The sequence below is a fragment of the Streptomyces sp. NPDC037273 genome, from assembly GCF_055603625.1.
Window position 1 is genome coordinate 18,656 of the sequence record NZ_JBVJVO010000008.1, and the last position, 24,508, is coordinate 43,163.

Sequence of the window (24,508 nt, forward strand, 5' to 3'; positions counted from 1 at the left end):
GGGCGAGTGGTGGGGGCCGTGGGGGCGGGGCACTCTGGAGAGGTAGCCGACAGGTACCTCGGTGGAGGTGGTCCTCATGATGAACACGCTTGTCGGATGGCATGTGGAGATGGAGTTCAAGGAGCAGGGCAGCCGGACGGAGTGCGCGGCCATGGTCCGGCTCACGGACGGGACCGAATACCGGTCCCACGGCAGCGCGAACCGGCACCCCTCCGACCCGGAGCAGCTGCGGGTGGGCGAGGAGATCGCCGGGGCGCGGGCCCTGATGGACCTGGCGTCGAAGCTCCTGCAGAAGGCCCACACGGAGATCGACGAGGTGTCGGGCCGGACCTCGCACAGCATCCACTGACGACGAAGCCCCCGGCACGGATGCCGGGGGCTTCGCTTCGTCCGTGCGGTCAGAGGCGCTCGGGCGTCCTGATGCCCAGGAGGGCCATGCCCTGGTGGAGCGTGCGGGCGGTCAGGTCGCACAGGAAGAGGCGGTTCTCCGCGACCTCGAGCGCCGGCTCCGGCTTGATGACCGGGCACTGGTCGTAGAACGTCGTGTACAGCGAGGCCAGCTGGTACAGGTACGCGGTGAGCTTGTGCGGCGCGTACTCCTCCGCCGCCTCGGCCACCGTCTCGGCGAACCGGTCCAGGTGCAGGCCGAGCGCGCGCTCCGCCGGGGCGAGCTCCAGCTCCGGGTGGGCGGCCGGGGTGCGGTCGCCGGCCTTGCCGAAGATGGACTTGATCCGGGCGTACGCGTACTGCAGGTACACCGACGTGTCGCCGTTCAGCGACACCATCTGGTCCAGGTCGAACTTGTAGTCACGGGCGGCGGACGTCGACAGGTCGGCGTACTTGACCGCGCCGATGCCGACGTACCGGCCGTTCTCGACGATCTCCGTCTCGGTCAGGCCGACCTTCTCGGCCTTCTCGCGGACGACCGCGGTCGCCCGGTCGACGGCCTCGTCGAGCAGGTCGACGAGGCGGACCGTCTCGCCCTCACGGGTCTTGAACGGCTTGCCGTCCTTGCCGAGGACGGTGCCGAAGGCCAGCTGGACGGCCTTGACCTCGTCGTTCAGCCAGCCGGCCCGGCGGGCCGTCTCGAAGACCATCTTGAAGTGCAGGGACTGGCGGGCGTCCACCACGTAGAGCAGGGAGGTCGCCTTGAGGTTCCGCACCCGGTCGCGGATCGCGGACAGGTCCGTCGCCGCGTAGCCGAAGCCGCCGTCGGACTTCTGGACGATGAGCGGGGTCGGGTTGCCGTCCGGGCCCTTCACGTCGTCGAAGAAGACGCACAGCGCGCCCTCGGAGCGGACGGCGACGCCCGACTCCTCGAGGATCCGGCAGGTCTCCGCCAGCATGTCGTTGTAGCCGGACTCGCCGACGACGTCGCCGTCCCGGATGTCCATGTCGAGCTTGTCGAAGACCGAGTAGAAGTAGATCTTCGACTCGTCGACGAAGCGCTGCCAGAGCGCGAGCGTCTCCTCGTCGCCGGCCTGGAGGTCCACCACGCGCGCGCGGGCCCGGGTCTTGAACTCCTCGTCGGAGTCGAACAGGGCGCGCGAGGCCTTGTAGAGCCTGTTCAGGTTCGACATGGCCTCCTCACCGGAGACCTCGGCGCCGTCCTCGGCCTTGTGGTCCAGCTCGTGCGGGTGCTCGATCAGGTACTGGATGAGCATGCCGAACTGGGTGCCCCAGTCGCCGATGTGGTGCCGGCGGACCACGGTCTCGCCCGTGAACTCCAGGATCTCCACCATCGCGGCGCCGATCACGGCGGACCGCAGGTGGCCGACGTGCATCTCCTTGGCCACGTTCGGCTGGGCGTAGTCGATGACCGTGGTGCCGGCCGACTCGCGGAACGGGACGCCGAGACGCGCGTCCGCGGCGCGCGCCGCGAGGGTCTCGACGATCGCCGCGTCGGTGACCGTGATGTTCAGGAAGCCGGGGCCGGAGACCTCGATCTCCTTCAGCACGTCGTTCGCCGGGATCGCCTCGACGACCTTCGTCGCCAGCTCACGCGGATTGCCCTTGAGCTGCTTGGCGAGCGCCAGGATGCCGTTGGCCTGGAAGTCGGCCCGGTCGCTTCGTCGCAGCAGCGGGTCGGCGGAGGCGGCGTCCGGCAGGGCTGCCGAGAGGCCTTCCGCGAGGCGCTGTCGCACGGTCGAAGCGAGGGAAGGGACCGAGGCCATGAGCTTCCGTTCCTGTTGAGTTCGTCGGGTCTGAAATCGCTTGTCAAGTGTCCCATGGCGGGGCAACGTGATTTCCCCGCCTGTGGACGACTCCGGAGAGCTCCGTCTTGTGGACGACTCCGGAGAGCTCCGTCTTGTGGACAACCTCGGAGTGTTCCGTTCCGTCTGGGAGAATGGCTTCACGTAGAGCTGTCAGGCAGCACCCCTCAGGAAGAAGGACGTACCGACCGTGGCTCAGAGCAGCACCGAGACCGACTGGGTCTCCCGTTTCGCGGACGAGGTCATCGCCGAGTCGGAGCGACGTGCGCCTGGCAAACCGGTCGTCGTCGCCTCCGGCCTCTCCCCGTCCGGCCCGATCCACCTCGGCAACCTCCGCGAGGTCATGACCCCGCACCTGGTCGCCGACGAGATCCGCCGCCGCGGGCACGAGGTCAGGCACCTCATCTCCTGGGACGACTACGACCGCTACCGCAAGGTCCCCAACGGCATCGAGGGCATCGACGCCTCCTGGGCCGACCACATCGGCAAGCCGCTGACCTCCGTCCCGGCCCCCGCCGGCTCGCCCCACCCGAACTGGGCCGAGCACTTCAAGGCCGCCATGGTCGAGGCCCTGGCCGAGCTCGGCGTCGAGTACGACCCGATCAGCCAGACCGAGCAGTACACCTCGGGCGTCTACCGCGAGCAGATCCTGCACGCGATGAAGCACCGCGGCGCCATCGACGCCATCCTCGACCAGTACCGGACGAAGAAGGCCCCGAAGAAGCAGTCCCAGAAGCCCGTCGACGAGGCCGAGCTGGAGGCCGAGGAAGGCTCCGGCGCCGCCGGCGAGGACGACGGCTCCGGCGGCACCTCCGGCTACTTCCCGTACAAGCCCTACTGCGGCCGGTGCGAGAAGGACCTGACCACCGTCACCTCGTACGACGACGAGACGACCGAGCTGGCCTACACCTGCACCGACTGCGGCTTCGCCGAGACCGTCAAGCTCAGCGAGTTCAACCGCGGCAAGCTGGTCTGGAAGGTCGACTGGCCGATGCGCTGGGCGTACGAGGGCGTCATCTTCGAGCCCTCCGGCGTCGACCACTCCTCGCCCGGCTCCTCCTTCGTCGTCGGCGGCCAGATCGTCCGCGAGGTCTTCGACGGCGTCCAGCCCATCGGCCCCATGTACGCCTTCGTCGGCATCAGCGGCATGGCCAAGATGTCCTCCTCGAAGGGCGGCGTGCCCACCGCGGCCGACGCGCTCGAGATCATGGAGCCGCAGCTGCTGCGCTGGCTGTACGCCCGCCGCAAGCCCAACCAGTCCTTCAAGATCGCCTTCGACCAGGAGATCCAGCGGCTGTACGACGAGTGGGACAAGCTGGAGGCCAAGGTCGCCGACGGCTCCGTGCTGCCCGCCGACGCCGCCGCGCACTCCCGCGCCGCCCGCACGGCCGCCGGCGAACTGCCCAGGACCCCCCGCCCGCTCCCGTACCGGACGCTGGCCTCGGTCATGGACATCACCGCCGGCCACGACGAGCAGACCCTGCGGATCCTCACCGAGCTCGACCCGGAGAACCCGGTCACCACGCTCGACGAGGTCCGGCCGCGCCTCGACCGCGCCGAGAACTGGATCACCAAGCACGTCCCGGCCGACCAGCGCACCATCGTCCGCGACGAGCCCGACACCGAGCTCCTCGGCTCCCTGGACGACGAGGGCCGCGAATCGCTGCGCCTCCTCCTGGAGGGCCTCGACACCCACTGGTCGCTCGACGGGCTCACCACGCTCGTCTACGGCGTCCCGAAGGTCATGGCCGGACTCGACGCCGAGGCCAAGCCGACGCCCGAGCTCAAGCTCGCCCAGCGCGCCTTCTTCGCCCTGCTCTACAAGCTCCTCGTGAGCCGTGAGACCGGGCCCCGCCTGCCCACGCTGCTCCTCGCGGTGGGTGCGGACCGGGTGAGGAAGCTGCTCGGCGCGTGAGCGCGTGAGCGCGTGAGCGTGTGAGTGCGTGAGCGTGTGACGTGAGTGCGTGAGCACGTGAGTACGTGAAGAGGCCCCGCCTCCGGAAAACCGGAGGCGGGGCCTCTTCACGTGCCTGGCCCTGTCGTCAGGGCGTGTCGTACTCGGCCATCTCCTGGTGGATGCGCTGCAGGGTCTCGGCGATCAACTGCTCCAGCAGCGGAGTGTTCCGGAGGTGCTGGGCGCCGTAGTTCTCGATCACCGTCTGTTCGAGCTCGGCCGGCCCCGGAAGCTGCCCGTGGTCGTCCAGATGCGACCAGGCCAGCTTGTAGACGACCTCGCGGAACTCCTCGACCTGCGGATCCTCGACGTACTCCGGGTACTCGACGAACTCCTCAGGGCCCGGCGGGGGCACGTCCTCCGGCCCCTGGGGGACCGGGACCGGCATCGGTTCGAGCCCCTCGACGATCTGCGGGTTGTACGTACCCTCGTACGACTCCGGGGAGACCTGCTGAGCGTCGAACCACGGGCTGTCATGGTTCACCGGCATCGCCTGGGCGTCCGGGTGCGCCAGCGCCATCGCCTGGGCGTCGGCGGGGGCGAGCCCCGGGTGCGGAAGCTGCGGGGGTACGGGGGCCTGCGGGACCATCGCCACCGGCTGGGACGGGGAGGTCTGCGCCTGCTGGGGGAGCTGGGCGAGCGGCGGCTGCGGCTGCGGGGGCAGCAGGGCCGGCTCGATGCCGGCGGCCGCCAGACCCGCCCCGGCGGTCTCTGCCAGCGGGACACCGTAACGGGCCAGTCGGAGGGGCATGAGGGCCTCGACCGGAGCCTTACGGCGCCAGCCACGGCCGAAACGGGCCTGAAGCCGGGCCTGGTAGATCAACCGTTCCTGCTCCAGCTTGATGACCTGCTCGTACGAGCGCAGCTCCCAGAGCTTCATGCGCCGCCAGAGGCGGAAGGTGGGGACCGGCGACAGCAGCCAGCGGGTGATGCGCACACCCTCCATGTGCTTGTCGGCCGTGATGTCCGCGATCCGGCCCACCGCGTGCCGGGCGGCCTCCACGGCCACCACGAACAGCACCGGGATCACCGCGTGCATGCCGACGCCCAGCGGATCAGGCCAGGCCGCCGCGCCGTTGAACGCGATCGTCGCCGCCGTCAGGACCCAGGCCGTCTGCCGCAGCAGCGGGAAGGGGATCCGCAGCCAGGTCAGCAGCAGGTCGAGGGCGAGCAGGACACAGATGCCCGCGTCGATGCCGATCGGGAAGAAGTACGAGAAGGTGCCGAAGCCCTTCTGCAGGGCGAGCTCCCGCACAGCGGCGTACGAGCCCGCGAAGCCGATTCCCGCGATGATCAGCGCACCGGCGATGACCAGGCCGATGAGTATTCGGTGTGTGCGTGTCAGCTGCATCGCGGCCACCCGCGATCCCCTCCCGTCAAACGACATCCGGCGCGCACAGACTGGCACATGCGCGCGAAGCCCGGCCCCCGGGGGAGGGACGGGCTCCGCGTGAATATGCCAGTCTGTGCGGTTCTCTGGCTAGTTGTTCGCCGCAGCGACCGCTTCCGCGACTACTTGTTCGCCGTCGCGACCGACGCCACGGCCTCCTTGGCCGCCCGCACCGCGCCGTCCAGGACCTGCTTGTCCGTCGGACCGATGGCACCCGCGTACCCGGCGCCGTTGAACGAGAGAAGGACGAGCACGTTGCCCGTACGCGCCACCACCGAGGTGTAGACGAAGTCCTCGTCCGTCTTGCGCAGCTGGTACGAGACGGCCTGCGCCTCGTCGCCGACACCCGTGACGTCCGTGGTGCGGAGCTTCTTCGCGCCGGCCGTCGCCTGGACCTTGGCGACCTCCTTGGACAGGTTCTCCTTGGCGCGGTCCTGGCCGCTGCCGAGCGAGGAGTCCGAGTCGTAGCGGTAGAAGGACACGTCGAGCCAGCGGTAGTGCGAGCCGTGGACGCCCTTGTCCTCCAGGCCGTTCCACGAGCAGCCGCCGCGGCTCGCCAGGTCACTGGACGCGGCCGGCGTGCCGTTCTTCGTCTTCGCCTTGGGAACCAGCCCCCCCGTCGTCTTGGCGGAGATCGACTTGCAGACGTCGGGCAGCTTCGCGAACTTCGCGGGCTCCACCGTCTTCGTCGACTGCTTCGGGGACGGCGTCGCCGACGCCGAGGACGTGCCCTTGCCCTGCGCCTTGCCGGAGTCACCGGAGTCGGAGGAGCAGCCGGCGGCCACGAGCATCACCGGGACGGCGGCGCAGGCGAGTATGCGGGAGAGTCGCGGAGCTGATCGCTGCATGGTTCCTTCAGTCGCTTGTCGTGCGGTCCGGGTCGGCTGTCCGGGGGGCGTGGCCATCGCCGTGGCCACGGGGACGGTCACGGTACGCCGACACGTTACGTGGTCGTCGTCCGCTCACGGGGCGGAGCCGGACGGCTACTCCTCCAGCCGTTCGGCGAGCAGCCGGGCCAGATTCCGGGCCCTTTCCTGCAGCTCCCGGCTGTCGGGGGCCTCGGCGGAACCGGTCGTCTGCTCCCGGTAGGAGACCGTCACGATCACGTTGGATGTGCGGAACACCACGCTGACGGCACGCTGATGGCCGCTCGCGCCGACCTTCCCGAGGACGTCGTCGAGGTACGCGATCTCGCCGAGGTCGTCGAGGAGGCGGGGTTCCAGGCCGGTGGTGGCGGATTCGGTGGTGGATCCCGAGGGAGATCCGGAGGGAGACCCGGAGGGGGTGGTGCCGGTGGTCGGGGGCTTGGCCGTCGGGGGCTTGGCGCCGGGGGATGTGGCGCCGGTGGCGGAGCCCGTGGTGCCGGTGGAGCCTGTCGTGGTCGGCGAGGCCGGGGTGGAAGGGGGCACCGGGATGCCCGCTTCGAGCTGCTTCGCGGTGAAGACAGCCTGCGCGCGGTCGGCGTCGCTGACCGTGGCGTCGTACGAGACGACCCGCTCCACGTCGAGCGTGAGCCGGTGCGAGATGTCCGGGGTGTCGGCGCGCCAGGTGCAACCCACCCGGCGGTCGGTGTCGTACGTGACGGCGGCGGTGCCGCGGTACGCCTTCTCCCGCTCCCCGTCCGGCAGCGAGGCTGCGCCCGGGAGGAGGTCCTTGAGGGTGGCCTGCGGGACGGCGCCACAGGGCTCGAAGAGCGTGCGGTAGCGCCCGGGGGGCGCGACGGGAGCGGCGGGTCCCGCCTTGGCGTCGACGGCGATGTCGTCCGCGGGTGAGCCGGCGGAGCATCCGGTGAGGCCGAGCCCGAGCCCCAGCCCCAACACGCTGGTCAGAGCGACGGCTGTCCGCGCCGTGGACCCGGTGCGGCCGGGGGCGTACCTCTTTCGCTGCACGGTCCCAGGCTCCCTTCTCCCGAAGTCTTTCCCGAAAACTGTTTGCCGCGCGAACCCGGCCGATGGACACAATGTCTATCGCACACGCAGCTGTTGATGCCGGTCCGCTGTCACCTGTACGGGCTTTGGCTCCAGTTTTTGCGTTATCAGACTTTTCGGGGGAATTGAGGAAGTATGTCGTACGTAGAGGTACCCGGCGCGAAGGTGCCGATCAGGATGTGGGCCGACCCCTCCACGGTCGAGGGCGGTGCCATGCAGCAGCTGCAGAACGTGGCGACGCTGCCCTGGATCAAGGGCCTCGCCGTCATGCCCGACGTCCACTACGGCAAGGGCGCGACAGTCGGCTCCGTCATCGCCATGCAGGGCGCGGTCTGCCCGGCCGCGGTCGGCGTCGACATCGGCTGCGGCATGTCGGCCGTCAAGACGTCCCTGACGGCCAACGACCTGCCCGGCGATCTCTCCCGCCTGCGCTCCAAGATCGAGCAGGCCATCCCGGTCGGCCGTGGCCTCCATCGCGACGCGGTCGACCCGAAGCGGCTGTTCCAGTTCCCTACGGCGGGCTGGGACGACTTCTGGTCGAGGTTCGACGGGGTGGCGGACGCGGTGAAGTTCCGGCGGGAGCGGGCGGGCCAGCAGATGGGAACGCTCGGGTCGGGAAATCACTTCATCGAGTTCTGTGTCGACGAGTCCGGCGCCGTGTGGCTCATGCTGCACTCCGGGTCCCGGAACATCGGCAAGGAGCTCGCCGAGTACCACATCGGCGAGGCGCAGAAGCTGCCGCACAACCAGGGGCTCGTCGACCGTGACCTGGCGGTCTTCGTCGCGGACACCCCGCAGATGGCGGCCTACCGGCACGACCTCTTCTGGGCGCAGGAGTACGCGAAGTACAACCGCGCGATCATGATGGCGCTCTTCCAGGAGGTCATCCGCCGGGAGTTCCGCAAGGCCAAGGTGTCCTTCGAGCCGGTGATCTCCTGCCACCACAACTACGTGGCGGAGGAGCGGTACGAGGGCATGGACATGCTGGTCACCCGGAAGGGTGCGATCCGGGCCGGCTCCGGGGAGTTCGGGATCATCCCGGGCTCGATGGGCACGGGCTCGTACATCGTGAAGGGCCTCGGGAACGCGGCCTCCTTCAACTCCGCCTCGCACGGAGCGGGCCGGAAGATGAGCCGGAGCGCGGCGAAGCGGCGCTTCTCGACGCGGGACCTGGAGGAGCAGACGCGGGGCGTGGAGTGCCGTAAGGACTCCGGTGTCGTGGACGAGATCCCGGGCGCCTACAAGTCGATCGAGAAGGTGATGGAGCAGCAGCGCGACCTGGTGGAGGTCGTCGCCAAGCTGAAGCAGGTCATCTGCGTGAAGGGCTGATGCCCGAGACGGTCGTCGAGCGGCCCCTGGCACCTCGTGCCGGGGGCCGCCGTGCGTTCTCCCGGACGTGTCAGAGCTCGCGGTGGACCTTGGTGTTGGAGGCCTGGGCGCGGGGGCGGACGACGAGGAGGTCGATGTTGACGTGGGAGGGGCGGGTGCAGGCCCAGGTGATGGTGTCGGCGACGTCGTCGGCGGTGAGGGGGGCGGAGACGCCGGCGTAGACCTTGGCGGCTTTGTCGGTGTCGCCGCGGAAGCGGGTGGTGGCGAACTCGTCGGTCTTGACCATGCCGGGGGCGATCTCGATGACGCGGACGGGGGTGCCGACGATTTCGAGGCGGAGGGTCTCGGCGAGGACGCGGGCGCCGTTCTTGGCGGCGACGTAGCCGGCGCCGCCCTCGTAGGTGGAGTGGCCGGCGGTGGAGGAGAGGACGACGACGGTGCCGTCGCCGCTCGCGGTGAGGGCGGGGAGCAGTGCTTGGGTCACGTTGAGCGTGCCGATGACATTGACCTCGTACATCTGGCGCCAGTCGGCGGGGTCGCCGGTGGCGACGGGGTCGGCGCCGAGGGCTCCGCCGGCGTTGTTGACGAGGACGGCGAGGGTGCGGAAGGCGGTGGCGAACTCGTCGACGGCGGCGCGGTCGGTGACGTCGAGGGCGTAGGCGGTGGCCTGGTGGCCGGCGTCGTTCAGTTCGGCGGCCAGGGCCTCGATGCGGTCCTTGCGGCGGGCGGTGAGGACGACGCGGTAGCCGGCGGCGGCGAGCTGCCTGGCGGTGGCGGCGCCGATTCCGCTGCTCGCTCCGGTGATGACGGCGATGGGGGTACCGGGGCCGGTCATGACGTGCTCCTCGCGCAGGTGGTCGATTACGTCGATCGCCCGGTCAGGATAGGTGGGGTCCGGGTCTGGTCGGGTGGGTGGGCGTGACACGCGGGCTGATGGGTTGTCAGAAGATGTGATGGTACGTGGGTATTTTGTGCCTATGCGTGGATTGCGGAAGGGTGTGCTCGGGGTCGCTCTCGCGGCCGCGGTGTTGACGGGTGCCGGTACGAGTGCCGGTGCCGTGGGGTCGAAGGCCGGGCCAGAGGCGGATCTGTCCCATCACGGTCATGTCTCCCTCTGGGACGGGAGGCTCGGCGTCTGGCTGGTCAGCGAGAACCACGGGCCCTCCGATCTCTCCCAGGCGACCGTCCGGCTCGCCTTCTCCGTGCCGATGGCGGGAGGTCAGGAGCTGCCGCCGGCCTGTCTGTGGAGCAGTGACCGGGTGGTCTCCTGCCGGACCGGCGCGCTGCGGGCGGTGGGAGGTGCCGGTGAGCTGGCGCTCGATCTGCGGACCGCCGGCATGCCGGACGAACTGACGGTGGACATCACCACCGCCTGGCGGGACGGGGTGGCCGACCGGAACCCGCGGAACGACCGCCACCGCGTCCTGGTGCTGGCGACGGGTGACCCGTACGTCTTCTGATTTCGGGTGTTCACGCTCAGTGGTGGGCTGAGAAGACGTAGCCGTCGGGGCGGATGAGGACAGTGGCACGCTTGGCCGGGTCGGTCCAGGTGGCGCGGGTGAGGTGCTCGGGGGTGACCGGGGCGGTCGGGGGGAGGGTCGGGGCGGCTCCTCGTGGGGTTGCCTCTTGTGGGGTTGCCTCTTGCGGGGTGATCAGGACGAACCGGCCCGTGCGGAGGAGTTCGTAGAGGCGGCCTTCGCGGAGGGTGAGGTCGGGGGCGCGGCGGCCGGAGGGGCGACTGGTGCCGGGGGCGGGGGCGTAGCTGATGGCGATGCCGCTGATCATGCCCATGGTGCGGGCGGTGGCGGGCCGGACGGCGCTCAGGAGGCGGGTGGTGAGGGTGCGGGCGGCGCGGGTGAGCGGGGTGTGGGCCATGGCGAGCCGCACGATGGCGCCGCTGCTGCGGAGCACGGCGGCGCCGACGGGGTGGCGCTCGGACTGGTAGCTGTCGAGGAGGGCCTCGGGGTCGGGGGCTTCGCCGCGGAGGACGGCGACGAGCTTCCAGGAGAGGTTGGCGGCGTCCTGGAGGCCGGTGTTCATGCCTTGGCCGCCGGCGGGGGAGTGGACGTGGGCGGCGTCCCCGGCGAGGAAGACCCGGCCTACGCGATACGCCGGGGCCTGGCGCTCGTCGCTGTGGAAGCGGGAGATCCAGCGGGCTTCGTGCATGCCGTGATCGGTGCCGAGGGCCCGGCGGGCGATCTCGCGGAGCTCGTCGAGGTCGACGGGTTCGCTGTCGGGGACCTGGCGGGTGCGGTCCCAGCCCATCACCCGGTACCAGCCGTCGCCGAAGGGGGCGATGAAGGCGAAGGTGTCGCCGGCGCCGCTGACGGTGAAGGACTCGGCGGGCTTCCGCGCGAGGCGGACGTCGGCGAGGACGATGGAGCGGATCACGGAGCGGCCGGGGAAGGGCAGGCCGAGGGCGGAGCGGACGGCGCTGCGGACGCCGTCGGTGCCGACGAGGTGGCGGGCGCGCAGGGTGAGGGGCCCGTCGGGGCCGGCGAGGTCGGCGGTGACCGTGTCGGCGTCCTGGCGCAGTCCGCGGAGTTCGGTGTCGTACCGGAAGGTGACGCCGGCGGCCTTCGCGCGGCGCTCCAGGAGGCGCTCGACCTCGTACTGCGGGGTGACGAGCAGGTGGTTGAAGCGGGTGGGCAGGCGGGTGAGGTCGAGGTCGAGCCTGCCGAAGAGCCGGGCGTGGGTGAGGGTCGTGCCGGTGGCGAGGAGCTCGTCGGCGAGGCCGCGGGCGTCGAGCTGTTCCAGGGTGCGGGCGTGGACCCCGAAGGCCCGCGTGAGGTTGCCGAGGCCGTGCGGGCGGCGCTCGACGAGGGTGACGTCGATGCCGGCGGCGGCGAGGTCGCCGGCGAGGAGCAGGCCGGTGGGGCCGGCGCCGACGACGAGGACGTCCGTGTCCGTCGGGGCCGTCGGGGTCGTCGTGGGGGTGGTGTCGGTCGTGTCCTTGGTGGTGCTCATGGCTGCCTCCATGTGTCCACGCTCGTTGGCCAACGGTTGTTTGCCAACGCTCGTTGGCAACGGTAGGGGTGGTCGGGATGGCATGTCAACACCTGTTGGCCTACAGTCGTTGGTATGACGACCGTCCGCCGCTCCGACGCCACCCGGGCCGCCATCCTGGAGGCCGCTCGCGAGCGCTTCGCCTCCGACGGATACGAGCGCGCCACCATCCGGGCCATCGCCCGCGATGCCGGGATCGACCCTTCGATGGTCATGCGCTACTACGGCAACAAGGAGGGGCTGTTCGCGGCCGCCTCCGAGATCGAGCTCGACCTGCCCGAACTGGGTGGCCTGCCGGCGCGGCACATCGGGGCCGTCCTCGTCTCCCACTTCCTGGAGCGCTGGGAGCGGGACGAGGTCCTGACCGGGATGCTGCGGGTCGGCGTCACCAACGAGGCCGGGGCCGAACGCATGCAGGCGATCTTCGCCCGCGAGCTCGGGCCCGCCACCCGGGGCGTCTGCCCCGACCCCGAGGAGGCCCCCCGCCGGGCCGCGCTCGTCGCGTCCCAGATCCTCGGGATGGCCCTCGCCCGCTATGTGCTGCGGCTGCCGCCGGCCGTCGAGATGACCACCGACGAGATCGTCGCCTGGCTCGGCCCGACCGTGCAGCGCTATCTGACGGACGAGACCCCCTGACCAGGCGGTTCCTGGGTCGTACACTCTCTGCATGACGCAGAAGAGTTCCGTGCGGCGCGAGGCCCTCATGACCGAGCTGTACGGCGAGGCCCGCCGCTACATGGCCGCCTACGCCCTGTTCAACCAGGCCGTCGCCGACCATCTGGGACTCCACCCGACCGATGTGCAGTGCCTCAACCTGCTCAGCCTGGAGGAAGGCCCGGTGACGACCGGCCGCGTCGCCGAGCTGACCGGCCTCACCACGGGCTCGGCCACGCGGCTCGTCGACCGCCTCGAACGGTCCGGCTACGTCACGCGCCAGCGCGACACCGAGGACCGGCGTCGGGTCCTGGTGGCCCTCGTGCCCGAGCGGGTCGCCGAGCTCGGCGCGCTGTGGCGCAAGCTGAACCAGACCTGGGGCACGATGTTCGACGTCTACAGCGACGCCGAACTCGCGCTGCTCATCGCCCATATGCGGCGCACGGTCGAGGTCAGCGCGGCGCAGATCGAGCGGCTTCGCGGCGGGGAACTCGGCTGACGCCTCCCTTCGGGCGAGTGCTTCCGCAGCCCGCCCGGCCGGTGCGGCGCGGGGCAGTCAAGTGGGTGCGGCCCCCGGGCTTTCAGGCCGTGCGCGTGCCGCCGAACTCCCGTACCGCGTCGGAGACGATCGCCTCCAGGCGGGCGTGGTGGGCGCCGCGCCAGTAGACCCGGCCGCAGTCCGCGCACTGGGCGAAGACGTCGTACGTCTTCTCCGTCCCCTGCTCCAGGCGCTCGCGCACGGCGTCCTTGTCCGCGTCGGTCAGCTCCCCGTTGCACGCGGTGCAGCGGGTCCAGGGCGCGAGGGTCGGCGCGAACCGTTCCAGTACGTCCCGGAGTTGGTCCTCCGGACGGTCGCTGTAGATGTAAGCGCCCGCCCACAGCTCGCGGCGGCGCAGCAGGCCGCGGTCGCGCGAGAGCATCACGCGGCGCTCGCTCGCGGAGCGCGTCGCCAGTGCGGGGTCGCCGATGTCCTCGCTCTCGTACGCCGCGTCCACGCCGAGCAGGCGCAGGCGGCGGGCGAGGGTGCCGAGGTGCACGTCGAGCAGGAACCGGAGAGGGGCACCGGGGACGGGCTGGGGTCGTGCGACGTCCTGGACCTCCACGGTCTCCCCTGCGGCGGGGACGTGCGAGACGTCGACCGGGCGTCCGTCGACCAGGAGCCGTCCTGCCTCCGTGAGCGGGACGCCCAGGGACTCCACGACGTGGCCCAGCGAGGAGGTGCCGTCGGTGGTGAGGGGCGTGGGGTGGCCTGTGCGGTGTTCCGGGGGGACGAAGAGGCGCAGGCCGGGGGTGAAGCTGATGTGGATCTCCGGTCCGTTCACGGGGACAGGATGTCACCGGCGCGGGCGGGGTGGCCAGGGGATTTGACCCCGCGGCCGCGTCGGGGCGGCCGGGTCGGCCGGGCCGGCGAGGCCGACGGGGCGGGCATGGTCACCGGGCGGGCGTGGTCAGGGGAGGAAGGCGGCGGCGTGGTCGGTGGTCCAGGTGGTGAAGGAGCGGGCGGGGTGGGCGGTGAGGTGGAGGACGGTGGGGGTGAGGGGGGCGGGGTGGTGGGTGTGGGAGGACCAGTAGGAGAGGAGGGCGTCGGCGAAGGGGGCGGGGACGTAGGGCGAGACGGAGGCCTTCCACTCGTCGGGGGTGACGGCGGTGTGGGGGGCCGGGCGGCCGGTGACCTCGGCGATGATCGCCAGCTGGTCGGTGAAGGTCAGGGATTCGGGGCCGGTCAGGTGGTACGAGGAGCCGCGGAGGCCGGGCTGGGTGAGGACCGCGAAGGCGGCTTCGGCGACGTCGAGTTCGTGGATCGGGTCGGTGTGCGCCTGGGGATGGGGGAGGGCGGGTCCTCGGCCGGCGCGGAGGCCGGCGGCCCACTGGAGGGCGTTGGTGGCGAAGGCGCCCGGCTGGAGGTAGGTGGCCTCGAAGGCTCCCGAGGCCGCGACCGCGGCGAGGGCGCGCTCGGCCGCCAGATGGGAGGCGGCGATGGGGTTGTCGGCGGCGTCCGGGGCGTGGACGGAGCTGGAGGAGAGCAGGGCGATGTGCTCGACGCCGGCGGCGCGGGCCCGCTCGGCGAACGTCTCTGCGTGGGTCGCGTCGGCGTACAGGAAGACGGAGTCGACCCCGGCGAGGGCCGTGTCGAAGGTCGTCGGGTCCGCGAGGTCGCAGCGCACGGCCTCGACGTGACGGGGTGGCGAGAGGTCGGCGGGGTTCTTGGAGGCCGCTCGGGCCTTGATGCCCGCGGCGTCGAGCAGGCCGAGCAGGGTGGAGGCGACGCGGCCGCGGCTGCCGGTGACGAGAACGGTCATGAGGTGTCCCTTCGGGGGTGACTGGTGTGCGCGCAGGGCATGGCGGGCCACCATGCTTGCGCTGAGAAGCATCTGCGTTACGCAGATAAATATCCGTGAGGGTGCCTCGTCCGTCAACCCCGAAAAAACCTGGGGTACCGTCCCGGCATGAAGATCATCGAACTTGAGCCCGGTGACGCCCGGCTGGAGAGCGACCTGCTGCCGGTCCTCCTCGAACTGCGACCGCACCTCACGCCGGAGCTCTTCCGCGAGGTGTACGAGGCCGGACACCCGCAGGGACTGCGGTTCAGCGCCGCCTACACCGACGAGGGCCGCTGCGTGGGCGCGGCGGGCTGGCGGATCATCAACAACACCAGCTCCCTGCGCAAGCTCTACGTCGACGACCTGGTGACCGCCGGCGCCGACCGCTCCACCGGCGTGGGCCACGCCCTGATCGCCCACCTGGAGGCCCACGCCCGCGCCGCCGGCTGCCACGAGCTCAACCTGGACTCCGGAACCCACCGCACCGGCGCCCACCGCTTCTATCTGCGCGAGCGGTTCGACATCGTGGCCTTCCACTTCACCCGTGAGCTCACCGGGCCGGAAGCCACCTCCTGAAGCTGCCTCTCACGCCTGCTTCTCAGCCCTGTTTCTCCAGGTCGAAGCGCCAGTCGTTGCAGACCATCGGGCGGCCCGGCGGGTATTCGAGCTCGCGCTCGCCGAGCAGCTCGAACCCCGCCTTGCGGCACACCCCGTTCGACGCGATGTTGTCCGTCGACGGGTACGCGTGCAGGTAGCGGTGGCGGCCCGCAGTGCGGGCCCGCTCCACCACCGCGCGCGTGGCGGAGGTGGCGAGGCCGCGGCCTTGGAAGCCCGGCAGGACCGCCCAGCCCGTCTCGTACACCTCCTCGCCGTCCTCGGTCTGCGTCCAGTAGCCGACGCTGCCGACCACGACCTCCTCGGGCAGCAGGACGATCCGGAACATCCGCCCCGTGCCCGTGTCGTCGGTGCTCAGGTTCACGTACCGACGGTGGCGCCGGACGAGCTGCTCCTCGGTCTCGGGGCCGCCGAGATGGCCCATCAGTTCCGGTGCGTTCAGGGCGCGCAGCAGGTCCGCGTCCTGCTCGGACCAAGGCTCCAGGCGTACGGGTGCGGTGGTGTCGTTCATGTCCGTACGGTAGGTCAGGGCACTGACAGGCCCCGGGCGTAGGCCGTCGGAGGTACCCCGATCGTCGCCGTGAAGTCCCGTACGAGATGGGCCTGATCGCTGTAACCCAGCTCGGCCGCGAGACCGGCCCAGTCCGGGACCCCTTCCCTGGTGCCTTCCTTGGGCCCTGCCTTGGTCCCTTCCCCTGGCCTTTCCTTCCCCGCCGACTCGGCCCGTTCCAGGGCCTCGTGGATGCGGTAGCGCAGGATCACCCACTTCGGGCCGACGCCGACGTGCGAGGCGAAGAGCCGCTGGAGCGAGCGCGCCGACAGGCCGGACGCGGCGGCCAGCCGGGACACCTTGCGGACCGTGCGGTCCGAACGGATCAGGTCCACCAGCTCCATCGCCTGCGTGGCGGCCGGGTCCGGTGTCGGGCCGTGGGCGAGGAGGAAGGCGTCGAGCGCCGCCGCGCGCGCGTGGTCGGCGTCGGGGGAGAGGACGGCGGAGAGGACGGCGGAGAGGGCGGCGGAGAGCCGGGCGGACTCGTGGAGCACCCCGTCGAACACCTCGGTGAGCGGGACCCTGCGGCCCGTCCACGTGGAGACCGGCCACGCGGGCGCGAAGGGGCGGAAGCCGCCGGGGCGGAACTGGACGCCGCAGACACGGCCCCTGCCGGTGAGCTTCCGGGTGAAGAGTCCGAGGCCGATCCCGGAGACCTCGGCCGAGGAATCGGCGGCGTCCGGAGGGGCGTCCAGGGAGCCGTAGCGCTGGAAGACGATGTTGACCGACGGGTGCGGGACGACGTGGGTCGCGTACGGCTCCGGCAGCTCCCAGTCGATCAGCCAGTAGTGCTCCAGGAAGGGCCGCAGCTCCGGCGCGGGCATGTGGCGGCGGAAGCGGACACGGGAGAGCAGTTCGGCGGGGTCGACGATGCCCCGGGTGTCCCGGCGGGGAGCGGAGGCGGACATGCTCCGCATGCTAGGTGCGGGGCGGCTTCGGAGCCTGGCGCGTTTCTTCAAGAACGGAGTGGGCATGATCACCTAGCGTCGATTCCATGACGAACCAGGACACGCCCCGTATCGCCGACCTGCTGCACACCGCCGCCGCGCAGGCCGCGCCTCTCGTCAGGGACATCGACGACGCGTCGCTCGACGCGCCCACGCCGTGCGCCGAGTACGACGTGCGCGCCCTGCTCAACCACCTCTTCGCGGTCGTCGTGAACTTCCAGGCCCTCGCCGCCAAGCAGCCGGCCGACTTCTCCGAGACCCCCGACCGGGTCGCGGAGGCGGACTGGCGGGACCGCTTCGAGGCGGAGGCCGGGAAGCTGGTCGCCGCCTGGGCCGCGCCCGGCGCGGAGGAGGGCGCCTCCGGGGCGATGGGGATGCCCGCGCGGACCGTCGGGTCCATGGTGCTGCTCGACCTGACCGTGCACGCCTGGGACCTGGCCCGTGCCACCGGCCGCGTCTACGAGCCGGACCCGGCGGTGGTCGCGGGGCTCGTGGACGAGGTGGAGCGGATGGCTCCGATGGGCCGGAAGATGAGCGTCTTCGGCGACGCCGTCGACCTGCCCGACGGGGCCTCCGTCTTCGAGCGGCTGCTCGCGACGACCGGCCGCGACCCGCGCGCCTGGCGGTCCTGAGACGGATCCCGCCCAGCGGGCCCGCCCCCCTGGCCTGACCAGGGCGGGTCTGGCGTCAGCGCCGGTCGGGCCTCAGCGCAGGCGGCCAGGGGAGCCGAGGGAGAGGCGGGAGACGACCTGGCCGAAGGCGTGTTCCTCGGCGGGGGTCAGGGCGACGGACTCCTGGGGGTGCCAGACGCGCTCAAGGGGCACGGCCGCCCGGTCGCGGCGGACGCGGGCGCGGGCGCGCAGGCCGAGCGTCAGCCAGACCACCGTCGAGACGGCGAGGACGCCGAAGAGGGTGAGGACGCGGGGGTCGGACAACTGGCCGGGCAAGGACATGGCTCACTCCAGGACGTGAGGGCCGCCCGTATCCCGTGTGCCCCGGCAGGTGGCACGCGTGCACGACGGCGCTGGTGATTCCTACTGCTTCCTCCCGACCCGTTCAGTTAACACCACCCTGGGGGACTTTCGGCAGGGGGGTCCGGGACCAAAGTCCCGGGCAGTTGCTCGGGCTGTGGCTTGGGCGGTGGGCTTCGTGGGCCGGACGCAGGCCCTCTTGTGCGGGCCGGGGAACCGCTTCAAGGTGGCGGGAGAGGGAGATTCCGGCCGGGGAGGGAGCTGCCGCATGTCCGGAACGCAGGCATGGGGATTCACGGACGACAGAGGTACGGAGGTGGGGGCGGCCCGTGTGCCACGGCGGGTGGTCGCGTACGTGAGGGCCGGCGCGGGCCTGCTCGACCTGGGGGTGACGCCGGTCGCCGTCTACGGCTCCGGGCACGACGGCGAGGCGATCGACCCGGCCAAGGCGGGAGGGCTCGCCGCGGCCGGGGTCCCGTATCTCGGCCCCGGCCGGGTCCTGGACGAGGCGCTGCTGCGGGAGCTGCGGCCGGACGTGATCGTGGACGTCACGTACGACGGGAAGAGTCCGTACGCGCTGGACGAGGCGGTGGCCGAGCGGCTCGGCGTGCCGCTCGTCGCGCTCTCCGTCGGCGGCGAGCTGCCCCTCGGGGCGATCCTCGACCGCTTCGGCGCGCTGGCCGCGTCCCTGGAGGCCGCCACCCCGGCCGAAGCGGCCGCCCCCGCCGGAGCGCCCGGCGCCGCACAGAACCCCGCCGCCCCCGCCGAAGCGCCCGGGGCCGCGGAGACTCTGGCCGCCTCCGAGGAGGTGGTCCGGGACGCGGCGCGGCGGGGTGGGCTTACGGTGCTCGCGCTGTCCGGGGCGGGGCCGGAGCAGGTGCATCTGGCGCGGTCGCAGGCGTGGCCCGAGCTGGCGCGGCTGGCGGAGCTGGGGGTGCGGCTGATCGATCCCGGGCCGGGGCCCGGGGCGAACTGGCTCACCGCCGACTGGGGGCGGGTCGTGGAGTTGGGGCCTGGTCTGGTCCTCTTCGACAGCAGGGGGAACGCCACGCCGCCGTACGAGGTGCCGGTGGGGGCGCGCCTCACTCCGTGGAACCCGGAGACCCCGCCGAGCCCGGCCGCGTACGCGCGTTTCTTCCACGATCTGGCGCGGGCGCTCACGGACTGAGCGGGGGCCGCCTCGGGGGGCCTCGGGTGGCTGTCAGGCCGGCGTCGGTGTCAGGCGGGTGCGCAGGGAGTGGGCGAACTCCTCGGCGCGGGCGAGTTGGGCGCGGAGTTCGGCGACGCGTTCGGCGGCGGCCTGTTCGTAGCGGCGGACACGGGCGGTGAGGGCGGCGCGCTCGGCGGGGTCGAGCTCGGTGTCGGTGCCGGGGCGGTCGGCGGTGAGGCGGTCGACGGCGGTGAGGAGTTCGCGGGTCTCGTCGAGGGTGAAGCCGAGGGGCTTCATGCGGCGGACCACCATGAGCCGGGAGACGTCGGCGTCGGTGTAGAGGGGGAAGCCGCCGGGGGAGGCGGCGGAGGGGACGACGAGGCCGCTGTCCTCGTACTGGCGGATGGTCCGCAGGGACAGTTCTGTGCGTGCGGCGACCTCGCCGATCTGCATGGGTTCGCCGGCCAGGCGCATTCCTCGGGCTCCGCTCACGCGTGGTCCTCCTCGTACGGGCTCCCTCGGGGCGTACGGCTCCCCCTAGGGCGCGGCTTCCGTGCATTACATACCATTCGTCCTAACTTCAGCACTTATGAGAGCAAAGGGTGTGGCGAAACGCCTGCTCGTAGGTCGTCCGTTGGACAGCGGACGGCTCGGGGAGACGCTGCTTCCCAAGCGGGTGGCGCTGCCGGTCTTCTGCAGCGACCCGCTGTCCTCGGTCGCGTACGCCACCGAGGAGATCCTGCTGGTCCTCGCCCTCGGCGGGCTCGCAGTCCTCCATCTGGCCTGGTACGCGGCGGTCGGGATCGTGATCCTGCTGCTCGTCGTCGTCGCCTCCTACCGGCAGACCTGCTACGCCTATCCGGGTGGCGGCGGGGCCTATGTCGTCTCGGCCGAGAACCTGGGCGAGCGGGCGGCGCTGACCGCCGCGTCCGCGCTGCTCATCGACTACGTGATGACCGTGTCCGTGTCGGTCGTCTCCGGGGTCGCCGCGCTCACCTCGGCCGTGCCGTCGCTGGACGGGCACGCGGTGGCCATGTCGGTGTTCTTCGTGGTGGTGCTCACCTGGCTGAACCTGCGCGGGGTGCGCGAGTCGGGGCGCTGGTTCGCGATCCCCACGTACGCCTTCATCGCGGTCGTCTTCCTGATGTTCGCGGTGGCGGCGGTGCGGATGGGGACGGGGGCGACGATCCGGGCCGAGTCCGCCGCGCTGCCCGTGAAGGAGGTCTCCGTCTACTCGGGGCTCGCGCTCGTGCTGCTCGCCCTGCGGGCCTTCGCCTCGGGCTGTACGGCGCTGACCGGGGTGGAGGCGGTCAGCAACGGCGTACCGGCGTTCGCGAAGCCCAAGAGCCGCAACGCGGCCATGACGCTGGCGATCATGGGCGGGCTGTCGGCCGCCATGTTCTTCGGGATCACCGTGCTCGCCATGGTCTACGAGGTGCATGTGGCCGCGGACCCCACCGAGCTCGGCCTCGCGCCGGGCACGCCGATGTCCACCGCGCTCGCGCAGATCGGGCGGGCCACCTTCGGCGACTGGCACGTCCTCTTCTACGCGCTCCAGGCCGTCACCGCGGGCGTCCTGATCCTGGCGGCGAACACCGCCTTCAACGGCTTCCCGATGCTCGCCTCCGTCCTCGGGCGCGACCGCTACGCGCCCCGCCAGCTCGTCCACCGGGGCGACCGGCTCGTCTACTCGAACGGCATCGTCCTCCTCGCGCTCGCCGCCATCACCCTGATCGTGGCCTTCGACGCGCAGCTGACCCGCCTCATCCAGCTGTACATCATCGGCGTCTTCGTCTCCTTCACCCTTTCCCAGGCGGGCATGGTCAAGCACTGGCGGCGAGAACTCGCCACGCCGGAGGGGGCCGCGGGCCGGCACCGCATCCGGCGCAGCCTCGCGATCAACGCGTTCGGCGCGTGCCTGACCGCGGTGGTCCTGGTCATCGTCCTGGTCACCAAGTTCACCCACGGGGCCTGGCTCGTGGTCCTCGCGATGCCGCTGCTCTACGCCGGGATGAAGGGGGTGCGGCGGCACTACGACACGGTCGCGGCGGAGGTCGCCGTCGGTCCCGGGGCGCGGCCCCGCACCCTCGCCGGGAACCACGTCCTCGTCCTGGTGGCCTCGGTGAACGCGCCGAGCCTCCGGGCGCTGTCGTACGCGCGGACCCTGCGGCCCGACTCGCTCACGGCCGTCACCGTCGCGGAGGACCCGGCCGAGGCGGAGGTGCTGCGGGCGGCCTGGGAGGCCCACGGCATCGACGTACCGCTGCGGGTGCTCGATTCGCCGTACCGCTCGGTCGTGCAGCCGGTCCTGCGGCACATCAAGGACGCGCCCGAGCGGACGGGGGATTCGGTGGTCTCGGTGGTCATCCCCGAGTACGTGGTGGGGCACTGGTGGGAGCAGCCGCTGCACAACCAGAGCGCCCTGCGGCTCAAGGGCCACCTGCTGTTCGTGCGGAACGTCGTCGTCATCGACGTGCCCTACCGGCTCGCCTCCGCCCGCGAGCGCGCGGAGACGACCGCGGGCCGGTAGTCGGCCTCAGCCCCGGACGGCCTCAGGGCCGGGCCTCATGGCCAGACCAGGCAGTACGGCTGGTGGCCGGCCTCGTGGAGGCGGACGGAGAAGTCCTGCCATTCGTGGAGGAGCTGGTAGACGTCGAAGGCGTCGCGGGGGCCGCCGCGGTCGGGGACGGTGGACCAGATGAAGGCGGCGGCGCCGACGGACTCCTCGCCGATCCCGCGGAGGGGGTCGACGACGGTCATCGGGAGCTTGACGACGGCGTAGTCGGGGTGGAGGACGACCAGCTCAAGGGGCGGCACCTTGTGCAGGGGCATGCCCTGGATGCCGGTGAGGACCATGGCCGCTATCGTCTCGGGCTTGATCTTGGTGAACATGCCGCCCATGCCGAGCTCGTCCCCGCCGAGCTCCTCCGGACGCATCGAGATGGGGACGCGGGCGGCGGTGGCGCCGTCGGGCGCGCCGAAGTACTTGTACGTCACCCCCAAGCTCCGGCCTCCGGTCGCGGGGGGTGATTCCGCAGCGGGGTCCGGGTTCGGCCGGCCTCCCGACGCGGTCTGGTCCTCGCTCCGCCGGCGCCGGTGCCGCCCCCGCCGGGCAGACTCCGGGCCCAGGTCGTCCGTCCCCTCGCCCGGTCCGCCACCGCGATGCATATCTCCACCCGACTGCTTTTTCTCGGCAACACGACCCCGCCGCGCAACCCGATCATCGTGTCAGTGACCTCCCCCGCGTTCGTACGGTGAAACACCTGTCCGCAAGAACGCCGTGGCCTCTGACACCATGGATTCCGTGAGCCATCCCTATGACGCCCCAGTTTCGCAGACGCGGAGGGCGAGCGTCCCGGCGTAATACAGAGGATGTCCACCACCGTCCCTCCGTTCCCGATGTCGTGCCCGAAGTCGTTCTCGCAGGTCAGGATCACAGTGCCGTATTCATACGAAGCCCCAGTCTCACAGACGCTTTTCGACCGCGCTTCCCTCGTGACGCCCGGCGGCGTGAACTCACCGGTGCGTGCCTTCCGGGCCGTGGGCGGAACGCCCCGGTTCATGGTGTCCGGTTCCGGTCCGTACCTCACCGACGCGGACGGTCGTGAGTACGTCGACCTGGTCTGCTCGTGGGGGCCGATGATTCTCGGCCACGCGCACCCGGAGGTCACCGCCGCGGTGCAGGCCGCCGTGGCCCGTGGCACCTCGTTCGGCACGCCCGGCGAGGGCGAGGTCGCGCTCGGCGAGGAGATCGTCGCGCGGATCGAGCCGGTCGAGCAGGTGCGTCTGGTCTCCTCCGGCACGGAGGCGACGATGTCCGCGATCCGGCTCGCCCGCGGGTTCACCGGGCGCGCCAAGGTCGTGAAGTTCGCGGGCTGCTACCACGGCCACGTGGACGCGCTGCTCGCCGCCGCCGGTTCCGGTCTGGCCACCTTCGGTCTGCCGGACACGCCCGGGGTGACCGGTGCGCAGGCCGGTGACACGATCGTGCTGCCGTACAACGACCTGGAGGCGGTGCGGGCCGCGTTCGCCGCGCACCCGGGCGAGATCGCCTGTGTGATCACGGAGGCCTCGCCGGGCAACATGGGCGTCGTGCCGCCGGTGGCGGGCTTCAACCAGGGCCTGGCGGACCTGTGCCGGGAGAACGGCGCGCTGTACATCTCGGACGAGGTGATGACCGGTTTCCGTACCTCGCGGGCGGGCTGGTACGGCGTCGACGGCGTGAAGCCCGACCTGATGACCTTCGGCAAGGTCATGGGCGGCGGCTTCCCGGCCGCCGCGTTCGGTGGCCGCGCCGACGTCATGGGGCACCTGGCGCCGGCCGGGCCGGTCTACCAGGCGGGCACGCTGTCCGGTAACCCGGTGGCGACGGCCGCGGGCCTTGCGCAGCTGCGGCTGCTGGACGAGGCGGCGTACGAGAAGGTCGACGCGGTCTCGAAGGAGATCCAGGGCCTGGTGACGGGCGCGCTGGCGAAGGAGGGCGTGGCGCACCGGCTGCAGACCGCGTCCAACATGTTCTCGGTGTTCTTCACCGCCGACGAGGTGCGGAACTACGACGACGCGAAGAAGCAGGAGGCCTTCCGCTTCAACGCCTTCTTCCACTCGATGCTGGCCGACGGTGTGTACCTGCCGCCGTCCGCGTTCGAGTCGTGGTTCGTGTCGACCGCGCACGACGAGCGGGCGGTCGAGCGGATCGCCGCCGCGCTGCCGGCCGCCGCCCGTGCCGCCGCGGAGGCGACGGCATGAGCGAGTCGAGCACGCGGGACCAGGACATCACCGTCGTCCACCTGATGCGGCACGGAGAGGTGCACAACCCGGACGGGGTGCTCTACGGGCGCCGCGCCGGCTACCACCTGTCCGAGCTCGGCCGTCAGATGGCGGACCGGGTCGCCGAGCACCTGGCCGACCGGGACATCACGTACGTCGTCTCCTCCCCGCTGGAGCGGGCGCAGGAGACGGCGACGCCGGTCGCCAAGGCGCACGGTCTCGACCTGGCGAGCGACGAGCGGCTGATCGAGGCGGCGAACGTCTTCGAGGGCAAGACCTTCGGGGTCGGTGACGGCGCGCTGAAGAAGCCGGCGAACTGGAAGCACCTCACGAACCCGTTCCGGCCGTCGTGGGGCGAGCCGTACGTCGAGCAGGTCGTGCGGATGATGGGCGCGCTGGACGCGGCGAAGGACGCGGCGCGGGGTCACGAGGCGGTCTGTGTCAGCCACCAGCTGCCGATCTGGATCGTGCGCAGTTTCGTGGAGAAGCGGCGGCTGTGGCACGACCCGCGGCGGCGGCAGTGCACGCTGGCCTCGCTGACCTCGTTCACGTACCAGGGCGACAAGATCGTCTCGGTCGGGTACAGCGAGCCGGCGCGTGATCTCGTCCCGGTGCACCTGCTGGCGGGCGCGAAGCCGGTGAAGGGGAAGTCGAAGGCGTTCGGGGCGTAGGGCCTGTCCTGGCGAGTTAGGCCGGACAGGGCGTAGGGCCTG

The 24,508-nt window shown here is 71.5% G+C and carries 25 protein-coding genes; 12 read left to right on the top strand and 13 right to left on the bottom strand.

Features of this window, described 5'->3' with window-relative positions; genetic code table 11:
- Positions 1-79 precede the first annotated feature (79 nt).
- Positions 80-349, top strand: a complete 270-nt coding sequence (locus ACZ7G1_RS21735) for a DUF1876 domain-containing protein (RefSeq protein WP_470874389.1) — start codon at positions 80-82, stop codon at positions 347-349.
- 49 nt (positions 350-398) lie between these two features.
- On the opposite strand, the gene argS is transcribed toward ACZ7G1_RS21735, so the two are convergent.
- Positions 399-2,174: an arginine--tRNA ligase gene (argS, locus tag ACZ7G1_RS21740; protein ID WP_470873950.1), complete on the bottom strand. Its 1,776-nt coding sequence runs from the start codon at positions 2,172-2,174 to the stop codon at positions 399-401.
- A gap of 229 nt (positions 2,175-2,403) precedes the next feature.
- Here argS and lysS point away from each other — a divergent pair, with 229 nt between their 5' ends.
- Positions 2,404-4,128 (top strand): lysine--tRNA ligase, encoded by a 1,725-nt coding sequence (gene lysS / locus ACZ7G1_RS21745; RefSeq protein ID WP_470873952.1) that lies wholly within the window; start codon positions 2,404-2,406, stop codon positions 4,126-4,128.
- Positions 4,129-4,255: 127 nt separating this feature from the next.
- Here lysS and ACZ7G1_RS21750 read toward each other — a convergent pair whose 3' ends face one another.
- From ACZ7G1_RS21750 to ACZ7G1_RS21760, 3 genes are all read right to left on the bottom strand, one after another.
- Entirely contained in the window at positions 4,256-5,527 is a 1,272-nt protein-coding gene (locus tag ACZ7G1_RS21750) for a DUF2637 domain-containing protein (RefSeq protein WP_470873953.1), read from the bottom strand.
- A 152-nt stretch (positions 5,528-5,679) separates the two neighbouring features.
- Positions 5,680-6,405: a DUF3558 domain-containing protein gene (locus tag ACZ7G1_RS21755; protein ID WP_470873954.1), complete on the bottom strand. Its 726-nt coding sequence runs from the start codon at positions 6,403-6,405 to the stop codon at positions 5,680-5,682.
- 135 nt (positions 6,406-6,540) lie between these two features.
- The gene (locus ACZ7G1_RS21760; protein WP_470873955.1) at positions 6,541-7,446 is read right to left on the bottom strand and encodes a DUF3558 domain-containing protein; all 906 of its coding nucleotides are present in this window, start codon (positions 7,444-7,446) and stop codon (positions 6,541-6,543) included.
- Between the two features lie 174 nt (positions 7,447-7,620).
- On the opposite strand from ACZ7G1_RS21760, the gene ACZ7G1_RS21765 reads away from it, so the two are divergent.
- Complete coding sequence (locus tag ACZ7G1_RS21765) at positions 7,621-8,814, top strand: RtcB family protein (RefSeq protein ID WP_470873956.1); 1,194 nt, start codon at positions 7,621-7,623, stop codon at positions 8,812-8,814.
- Between the two features lie 70 nt (positions 8,815-8,884).
- Here ACZ7G1_RS21765 and ACZ7G1_RS21770 read toward each other — a convergent pair whose 3' ends face one another.
- Positions 8,885-9,649, bottom strand: a complete 765-nt coding sequence (locus ACZ7G1_RS21770; RefSeq protein WP_470873958.1) for an SDR family NAD(P)-dependent oxidoreductase — start codon at positions 9,647-9,649, stop codon at positions 8,885-8,887.
- Between the two features lie 142 nt (positions 9,650-9,791).
- Between ACZ7G1_RS21770 and ACZ7G1_RS21775 the strand changes: the two genes are divergently transcribed.
- On the top strand, positions 9,792-10,274 hold the full coding sequence (locus ACZ7G1_RS21775) for a hypothetical protein (protein WP_470873960.1): 483 nt from the start codon (positions 9,792-9,794) through the stop codon (positions 10,272-10,274).
- Between the two features lie 16 nt (positions 10,275-10,290).
- Here the strand turns inward: ACZ7G1_RS21775 and ACZ7G1_RS21780 are convergent, their stop codons facing one another.
- Positions 10,291-11,781 (bottom strand): FAD-dependent oxidoreductase, encoded by a 1,491-nt coding sequence (locus ACZ7G1_RS21780; RefSeq protein WP_470873961.1) that lies wholly within the window; start codon positions 11,779-11,781, stop codon positions 10,291-10,293.
- Positions 11,782-11,895: 114 nt separating this feature from the next.
- On the opposite strand from ACZ7G1_RS21780, the gene ACZ7G1_RS21785 reads away from it, so the two are divergent.
- Positions 11,896-12,456, top strand: a complete 561-nt coding sequence (locus ACZ7G1_RS21785) for a TetR/AcrR family transcriptional regulator (protein ID WP_470873963.1) — start codon at positions 11,896-11,898, stop codon at positions 12,454-12,456.
- 31 nt (positions 12,457-12,487) lie between these two features.
- On the top strand, positions 12,488-12,973 hold the full coding sequence (locus tag ACZ7G1_RS21790; protein WP_470873964.1) for a MarR family winged helix-turn-helix transcriptional regulator: 486 nt from the start codon (positions 12,488-12,490) through the stop codon (positions 12,971-12,973).
- A gap of 82 nt (positions 12,974-13,055) precedes the next feature.
- On the opposite strand, the gene ACZ7G1_RS21795 is transcribed toward ACZ7G1_RS21790, so the two are convergent.
- Both ACZ7G1_RS21795 and ACZ7G1_RS21800 read right to left on the bottom strand, forming a co-directional pair.
- Complete coding sequence (locus ACZ7G1_RS21795) at positions 13,056-13,796, bottom strand: Mut7-C RNAse domain-containing protein (protein ID WP_470873966.1); 741 nt, start codon at positions 13,794-13,796, stop codon at positions 13,056-13,058.
- Between the two features lie 126 nt (positions 13,797-13,922).
- Positions 13,923-14,774: an NAD(P)H-binding protein gene (locus ACZ7G1_RS21800; protein ID WP_470873968.1), complete on the bottom strand. Its 852-nt coding sequence runs from the start codon at positions 14,772-14,774 to the stop codon at positions 13,923-13,925.
- Positions 14,775-14,921: 147 nt separating this feature from the next.
- Here ACZ7G1_RS21800 and ACZ7G1_RS21805 point away from each other — a divergent pair, with 147 nt between their 5' ends.
- Positions 14,922-15,371 (top strand): GNAT family N-acetyltransferase, encoded by a 450-nt coding sequence (locus ACZ7G1_RS21805; protein ID WP_470873969.1) that lies wholly within the window; start codon positions 14,922-14,924, stop codon positions 15,369-15,371.
- A 22-nt stretch (positions 15,372-15,393) separates the two neighbouring features.
- Here the strand turns inward: ACZ7G1_RS21805 and ACZ7G1_RS21810 are convergent, their stop codons facing one another.
- Positions 15,394-15,921: a GNAT family N-acetyltransferase gene (locus tag ACZ7G1_RS21810; protein ID WP_470873971.1), complete on the bottom strand. Its 528-nt coding sequence runs from the start codon at positions 15,919-15,921 to the stop codon at positions 15,394-15,396.
- A gap of 14 nt (positions 15,922-15,935) precedes the next feature.
- A complete protein-coding gene (locus ACZ7G1_RS21815) occupies positions 15,936-16,868 on the bottom strand; it encodes a DUF6597 domain-containing transcriptional factor (protein ID WP_470873972.1) in 933 nt (310 codons plus the stop codon).
- Positions 16,869-16,954: 86 nt separating this feature from the next.
- Here ACZ7G1_RS21815 and ACZ7G1_RS21820 point away from each other — a divergent pair, with 86 nt between their 5' ends.
- Complete coding sequence (locus ACZ7G1_RS21820; protein WP_470873974.1) at positions 16,955-17,539, top strand: TIGR03086 family metal-binding protein; 585 nt, start codon at positions 16,955-16,957, stop codon at positions 17,537-17,539.
- A 72-nt stretch (positions 17,540-17,611) separates the two neighbouring features.
- Here the strand turns inward: ACZ7G1_RS21820 and ACZ7G1_RS21825 are convergent, their stop codons facing one another.
- The gene (locus ACZ7G1_RS21825; RefSeq protein ID WP_470873976.1) at positions 17,612-17,860 is read right to left on the bottom strand and encodes a hypothetical protein; all 249 of its coding nucleotides are present in this window, start codon (positions 17,858-17,860) and stop codon (positions 17,612-17,614) included.
- A gap of 286 nt (positions 17,861-18,146) precedes the next feature.
- Here ACZ7G1_RS21825 and ACZ7G1_RS21830 point away from each other — a divergent pair, with 286 nt between their 5' ends.
- Positions 18,147-19,046 carry an ABC transporter substrate-binding protein gene (locus ACZ7G1_RS21830; RefSeq protein WP_470873977.1) on the top strand — a complete coding sequence of 300 codons (900 nt, stop codon included), beginning with the start codon at positions 18,147-18,149 and terminating at the stop codon, positions 19,044-19,046.
- A 33-nt stretch (positions 19,047-19,079) separates the two neighbouring features.
- On the opposite strand, the gene ACZ7G1_RS21835 is transcribed toward ACZ7G1_RS21830, so the two are convergent.
- Positions 19,080-19,496: a MerR family transcriptional regulator gene (locus ACZ7G1_RS21835; RefSeq protein ID WP_470874390.1), complete on the bottom strand. Its 417-nt coding sequence runs from the start codon at positions 19,494-19,496 to the stop codon at positions 19,080-19,082.
- Between the two features lie 121 nt (positions 19,497-19,617).
- Here ACZ7G1_RS21835 and ACZ7G1_RS21840 point away from each other — a divergent pair, with 121 nt between their 5' ends.
- Positions 19,618-21,558, top strand: a complete 1,941-nt coding sequence (locus ACZ7G1_RS21840; protein WP_470873979.1) for an APC family permease — start codon at positions 19,618-19,620, stop codon at positions 21,556-21,558.
- A 35-nt stretch (positions 21,559-21,593) separates the two neighbouring features.
- Here ACZ7G1_RS21840 and ACZ7G1_RS21845 read toward each other — a convergent pair whose 3' ends face one another.
- Complete coding sequence (locus ACZ7G1_RS21845) at positions 21,594-22,196, bottom strand: hypothetical protein (protein ID WP_470873980.1); 603 nt, start codon at positions 22,194-22,196, stop codon at positions 21,594-21,596.
- A 231-nt stretch (positions 22,197-22,427) separates the two neighbouring features.
- On the opposite strand from ACZ7G1_RS21845, the gene hemL reads away from it, so the two are divergent.
- Together hemL and ACZ7G1_RS21855 are read left to right on the top strand one after the other, a co-directional pair.
- The gene (gene hemL / locus ACZ7G1_RS21850; RefSeq protein ID WP_470874392.1) at positions 22,428-23,774 is read left to right on the top strand and encodes a glutamate-1-semialdehyde 2,1-aminomutase; all 1,347 of its coding nucleotides are present in this window, start codon (positions 22,428-22,430) and stop codon (positions 23,772-23,774) included.
- A complete protein-coding gene (locus tag ACZ7G1_RS21855; RefSeq protein ID WP_470873982.1) occupies positions 23,771-24,466 on the top strand; it encodes a histidine phosphatase family protein in 696 nt (231 codons plus the stop codon). Before hemL ends, ACZ7G1_RS21855 begins: the two co-directional genes overlap by 4 nt.
- Positions 24,467-24,508: the final 42 nt, after the last annotated feature.

What these genes read in the sequence shown, in the direction of transcription:
- ACZ7G1_RS21735 (WP_470874389.1), top strand. Translation starts at nt 80, where the DNA reads ATGAACACGCTTGTCGGATGGCATGTGGAGATGGAGTTCAAGGAGCAG.
- argS (WP_470873950.1), bottom strand. Translation starts at nt 2,174, where the DNA reads ATGGCCTCGGTCCCTTCCCTCGCTTCGACCGTGCGACAGCGCCTCGCG.
- ACZ7G1_RS21755 (WP_470873954.1), bottom strand. Translation starts at nt 6,405, where the DNA reads ATGCAGCGATCAGCTCCGCGACTCTCCCGCATACTCGCCTGCGCCGCC.
- ACZ7G1_RS21765 (WP_470873956.1), top strand. Translation starts at nt 7,621, where the DNA reads ATGTCGTACGTAGAGGTACCCGGCGCGAAGGTGCCGATCAGGATGTGG.
- ACZ7G1_RS21770 (WP_470873958.1), bottom strand. Translation starts at nt 9,649, where the DNA reads ATGACCGGCCCCGGTACCCCCATCGCCGTCATCACCGGAGCGAGCAGC.
- ACZ7G1_RS21775 (WP_470873960.1), top strand. Translation starts at nt 9,792, where the DNA reads ATGCGTGGATTGCGGAAGGGTGTGCTCGGGGTCGCTCTCGCGGCCGCG.
- ACZ7G1_RS21780 (WP_470873961.1), bottom strand. Translation starts at nt 11,781, where the DNA reads ATGAGCACCACCAAGGACACGACCGACACCACCCCCACGACGACCCCG.
- ACZ7G1_RS21785 (WP_470873963.1), top strand. Translation starts at nt 11,896, where the DNA reads ATGACGACCGTCCGCCGCTCCGACGCCACCCGGGCCGCCATCCTGGAG.
- ACZ7G1_RS21790 (WP_470873964.1), top strand. Translation starts at nt 12,488, where the DNA reads ATGACGCAGAAGAGTTCCGTGCGGCGCGAGGCCCTCATGACCGAGCTG.
- ACZ7G1_RS21800 (WP_470873968.1), bottom strand. Translation starts at nt 14,774, where the DNA reads ATGACCGTTCTCGTCACCGGCAGCCGCGGCCGCGTCGCCTCCACCCTG.
- ACZ7G1_RS21805 (WP_470873969.1), top strand. Translation starts at nt 14,922, where the DNA reads ATGAAGATCATCGAACTTGAGCCCGGTGACGCCCGGCTGGAGAGCGAC.
- ACZ7G1_RS21810 (WP_470873971.1), bottom strand. Translation starts at nt 15,921, where the DNA reads ATGAACGACACCACCGCACCCGTACGCCTGGAGCCTTGGTCCGAGCAG.
- ACZ7G1_RS21815 (WP_470873972.1), bottom strand. Translation starts at nt 16,868, where the DNA reads ATGTCCGCCTCCGCTCCCCGCCGGGACACCCGGGGCATCGTCGACCCC.
- ACZ7G1_RS21820 (WP_470873974.1), top strand. Translation starts at nt 16,955, where the DNA reads ATGACGAACCAGGACACGCCCCGTATCGCCGACCTGCTGCACACCGCC.
- ACZ7G1_RS21825 (WP_470873976.1), bottom strand. Translation starts at nt 17,860, where the DNA reads ATGTCCTTGCCCGGCCAGTTGTCCGACCCCCGCGTCCTCACCCTCTTC.
- ACZ7G1_RS21830 (WP_470873977.1), top strand. Translation starts at nt 18,147, where the DNA reads ATGTCCGGAACGCAGGCATGGGGATTCACGGACGACAGAGGTACGGAG.
- ACZ7G1_RS21840 (WP_470873979.1), top strand. Translation starts at nt 19,618, where the DNA reads ATGAGAGCAAAGGGTGTGGCGAAACGCCTGCTCGTAGGTCGTCCGTTG.
- ACZ7G1_RS21845 (WP_470873980.1), bottom strand. Translation starts at nt 22,196, where the DNA reads ATGCATCGCGGTGGCGGACCGGGCGAGGGGACGGACGACCTGGGCCCG.
- hemL (WP_470874392.1), top strand. Translation starts at nt 22,428, where the DNA reads ATGTCGTGCCCGAAGTCGTTCTCGCAGGTCAGGATCACAGTGCCGTAT.
- ACZ7G1_RS21855 (WP_470873982.1), top strand. Translation starts at nt 23,771, where the DNA reads ATGAGCGAGTCGAGCACGCGGGACCAGGACATCACCGTCGTCCACCTG.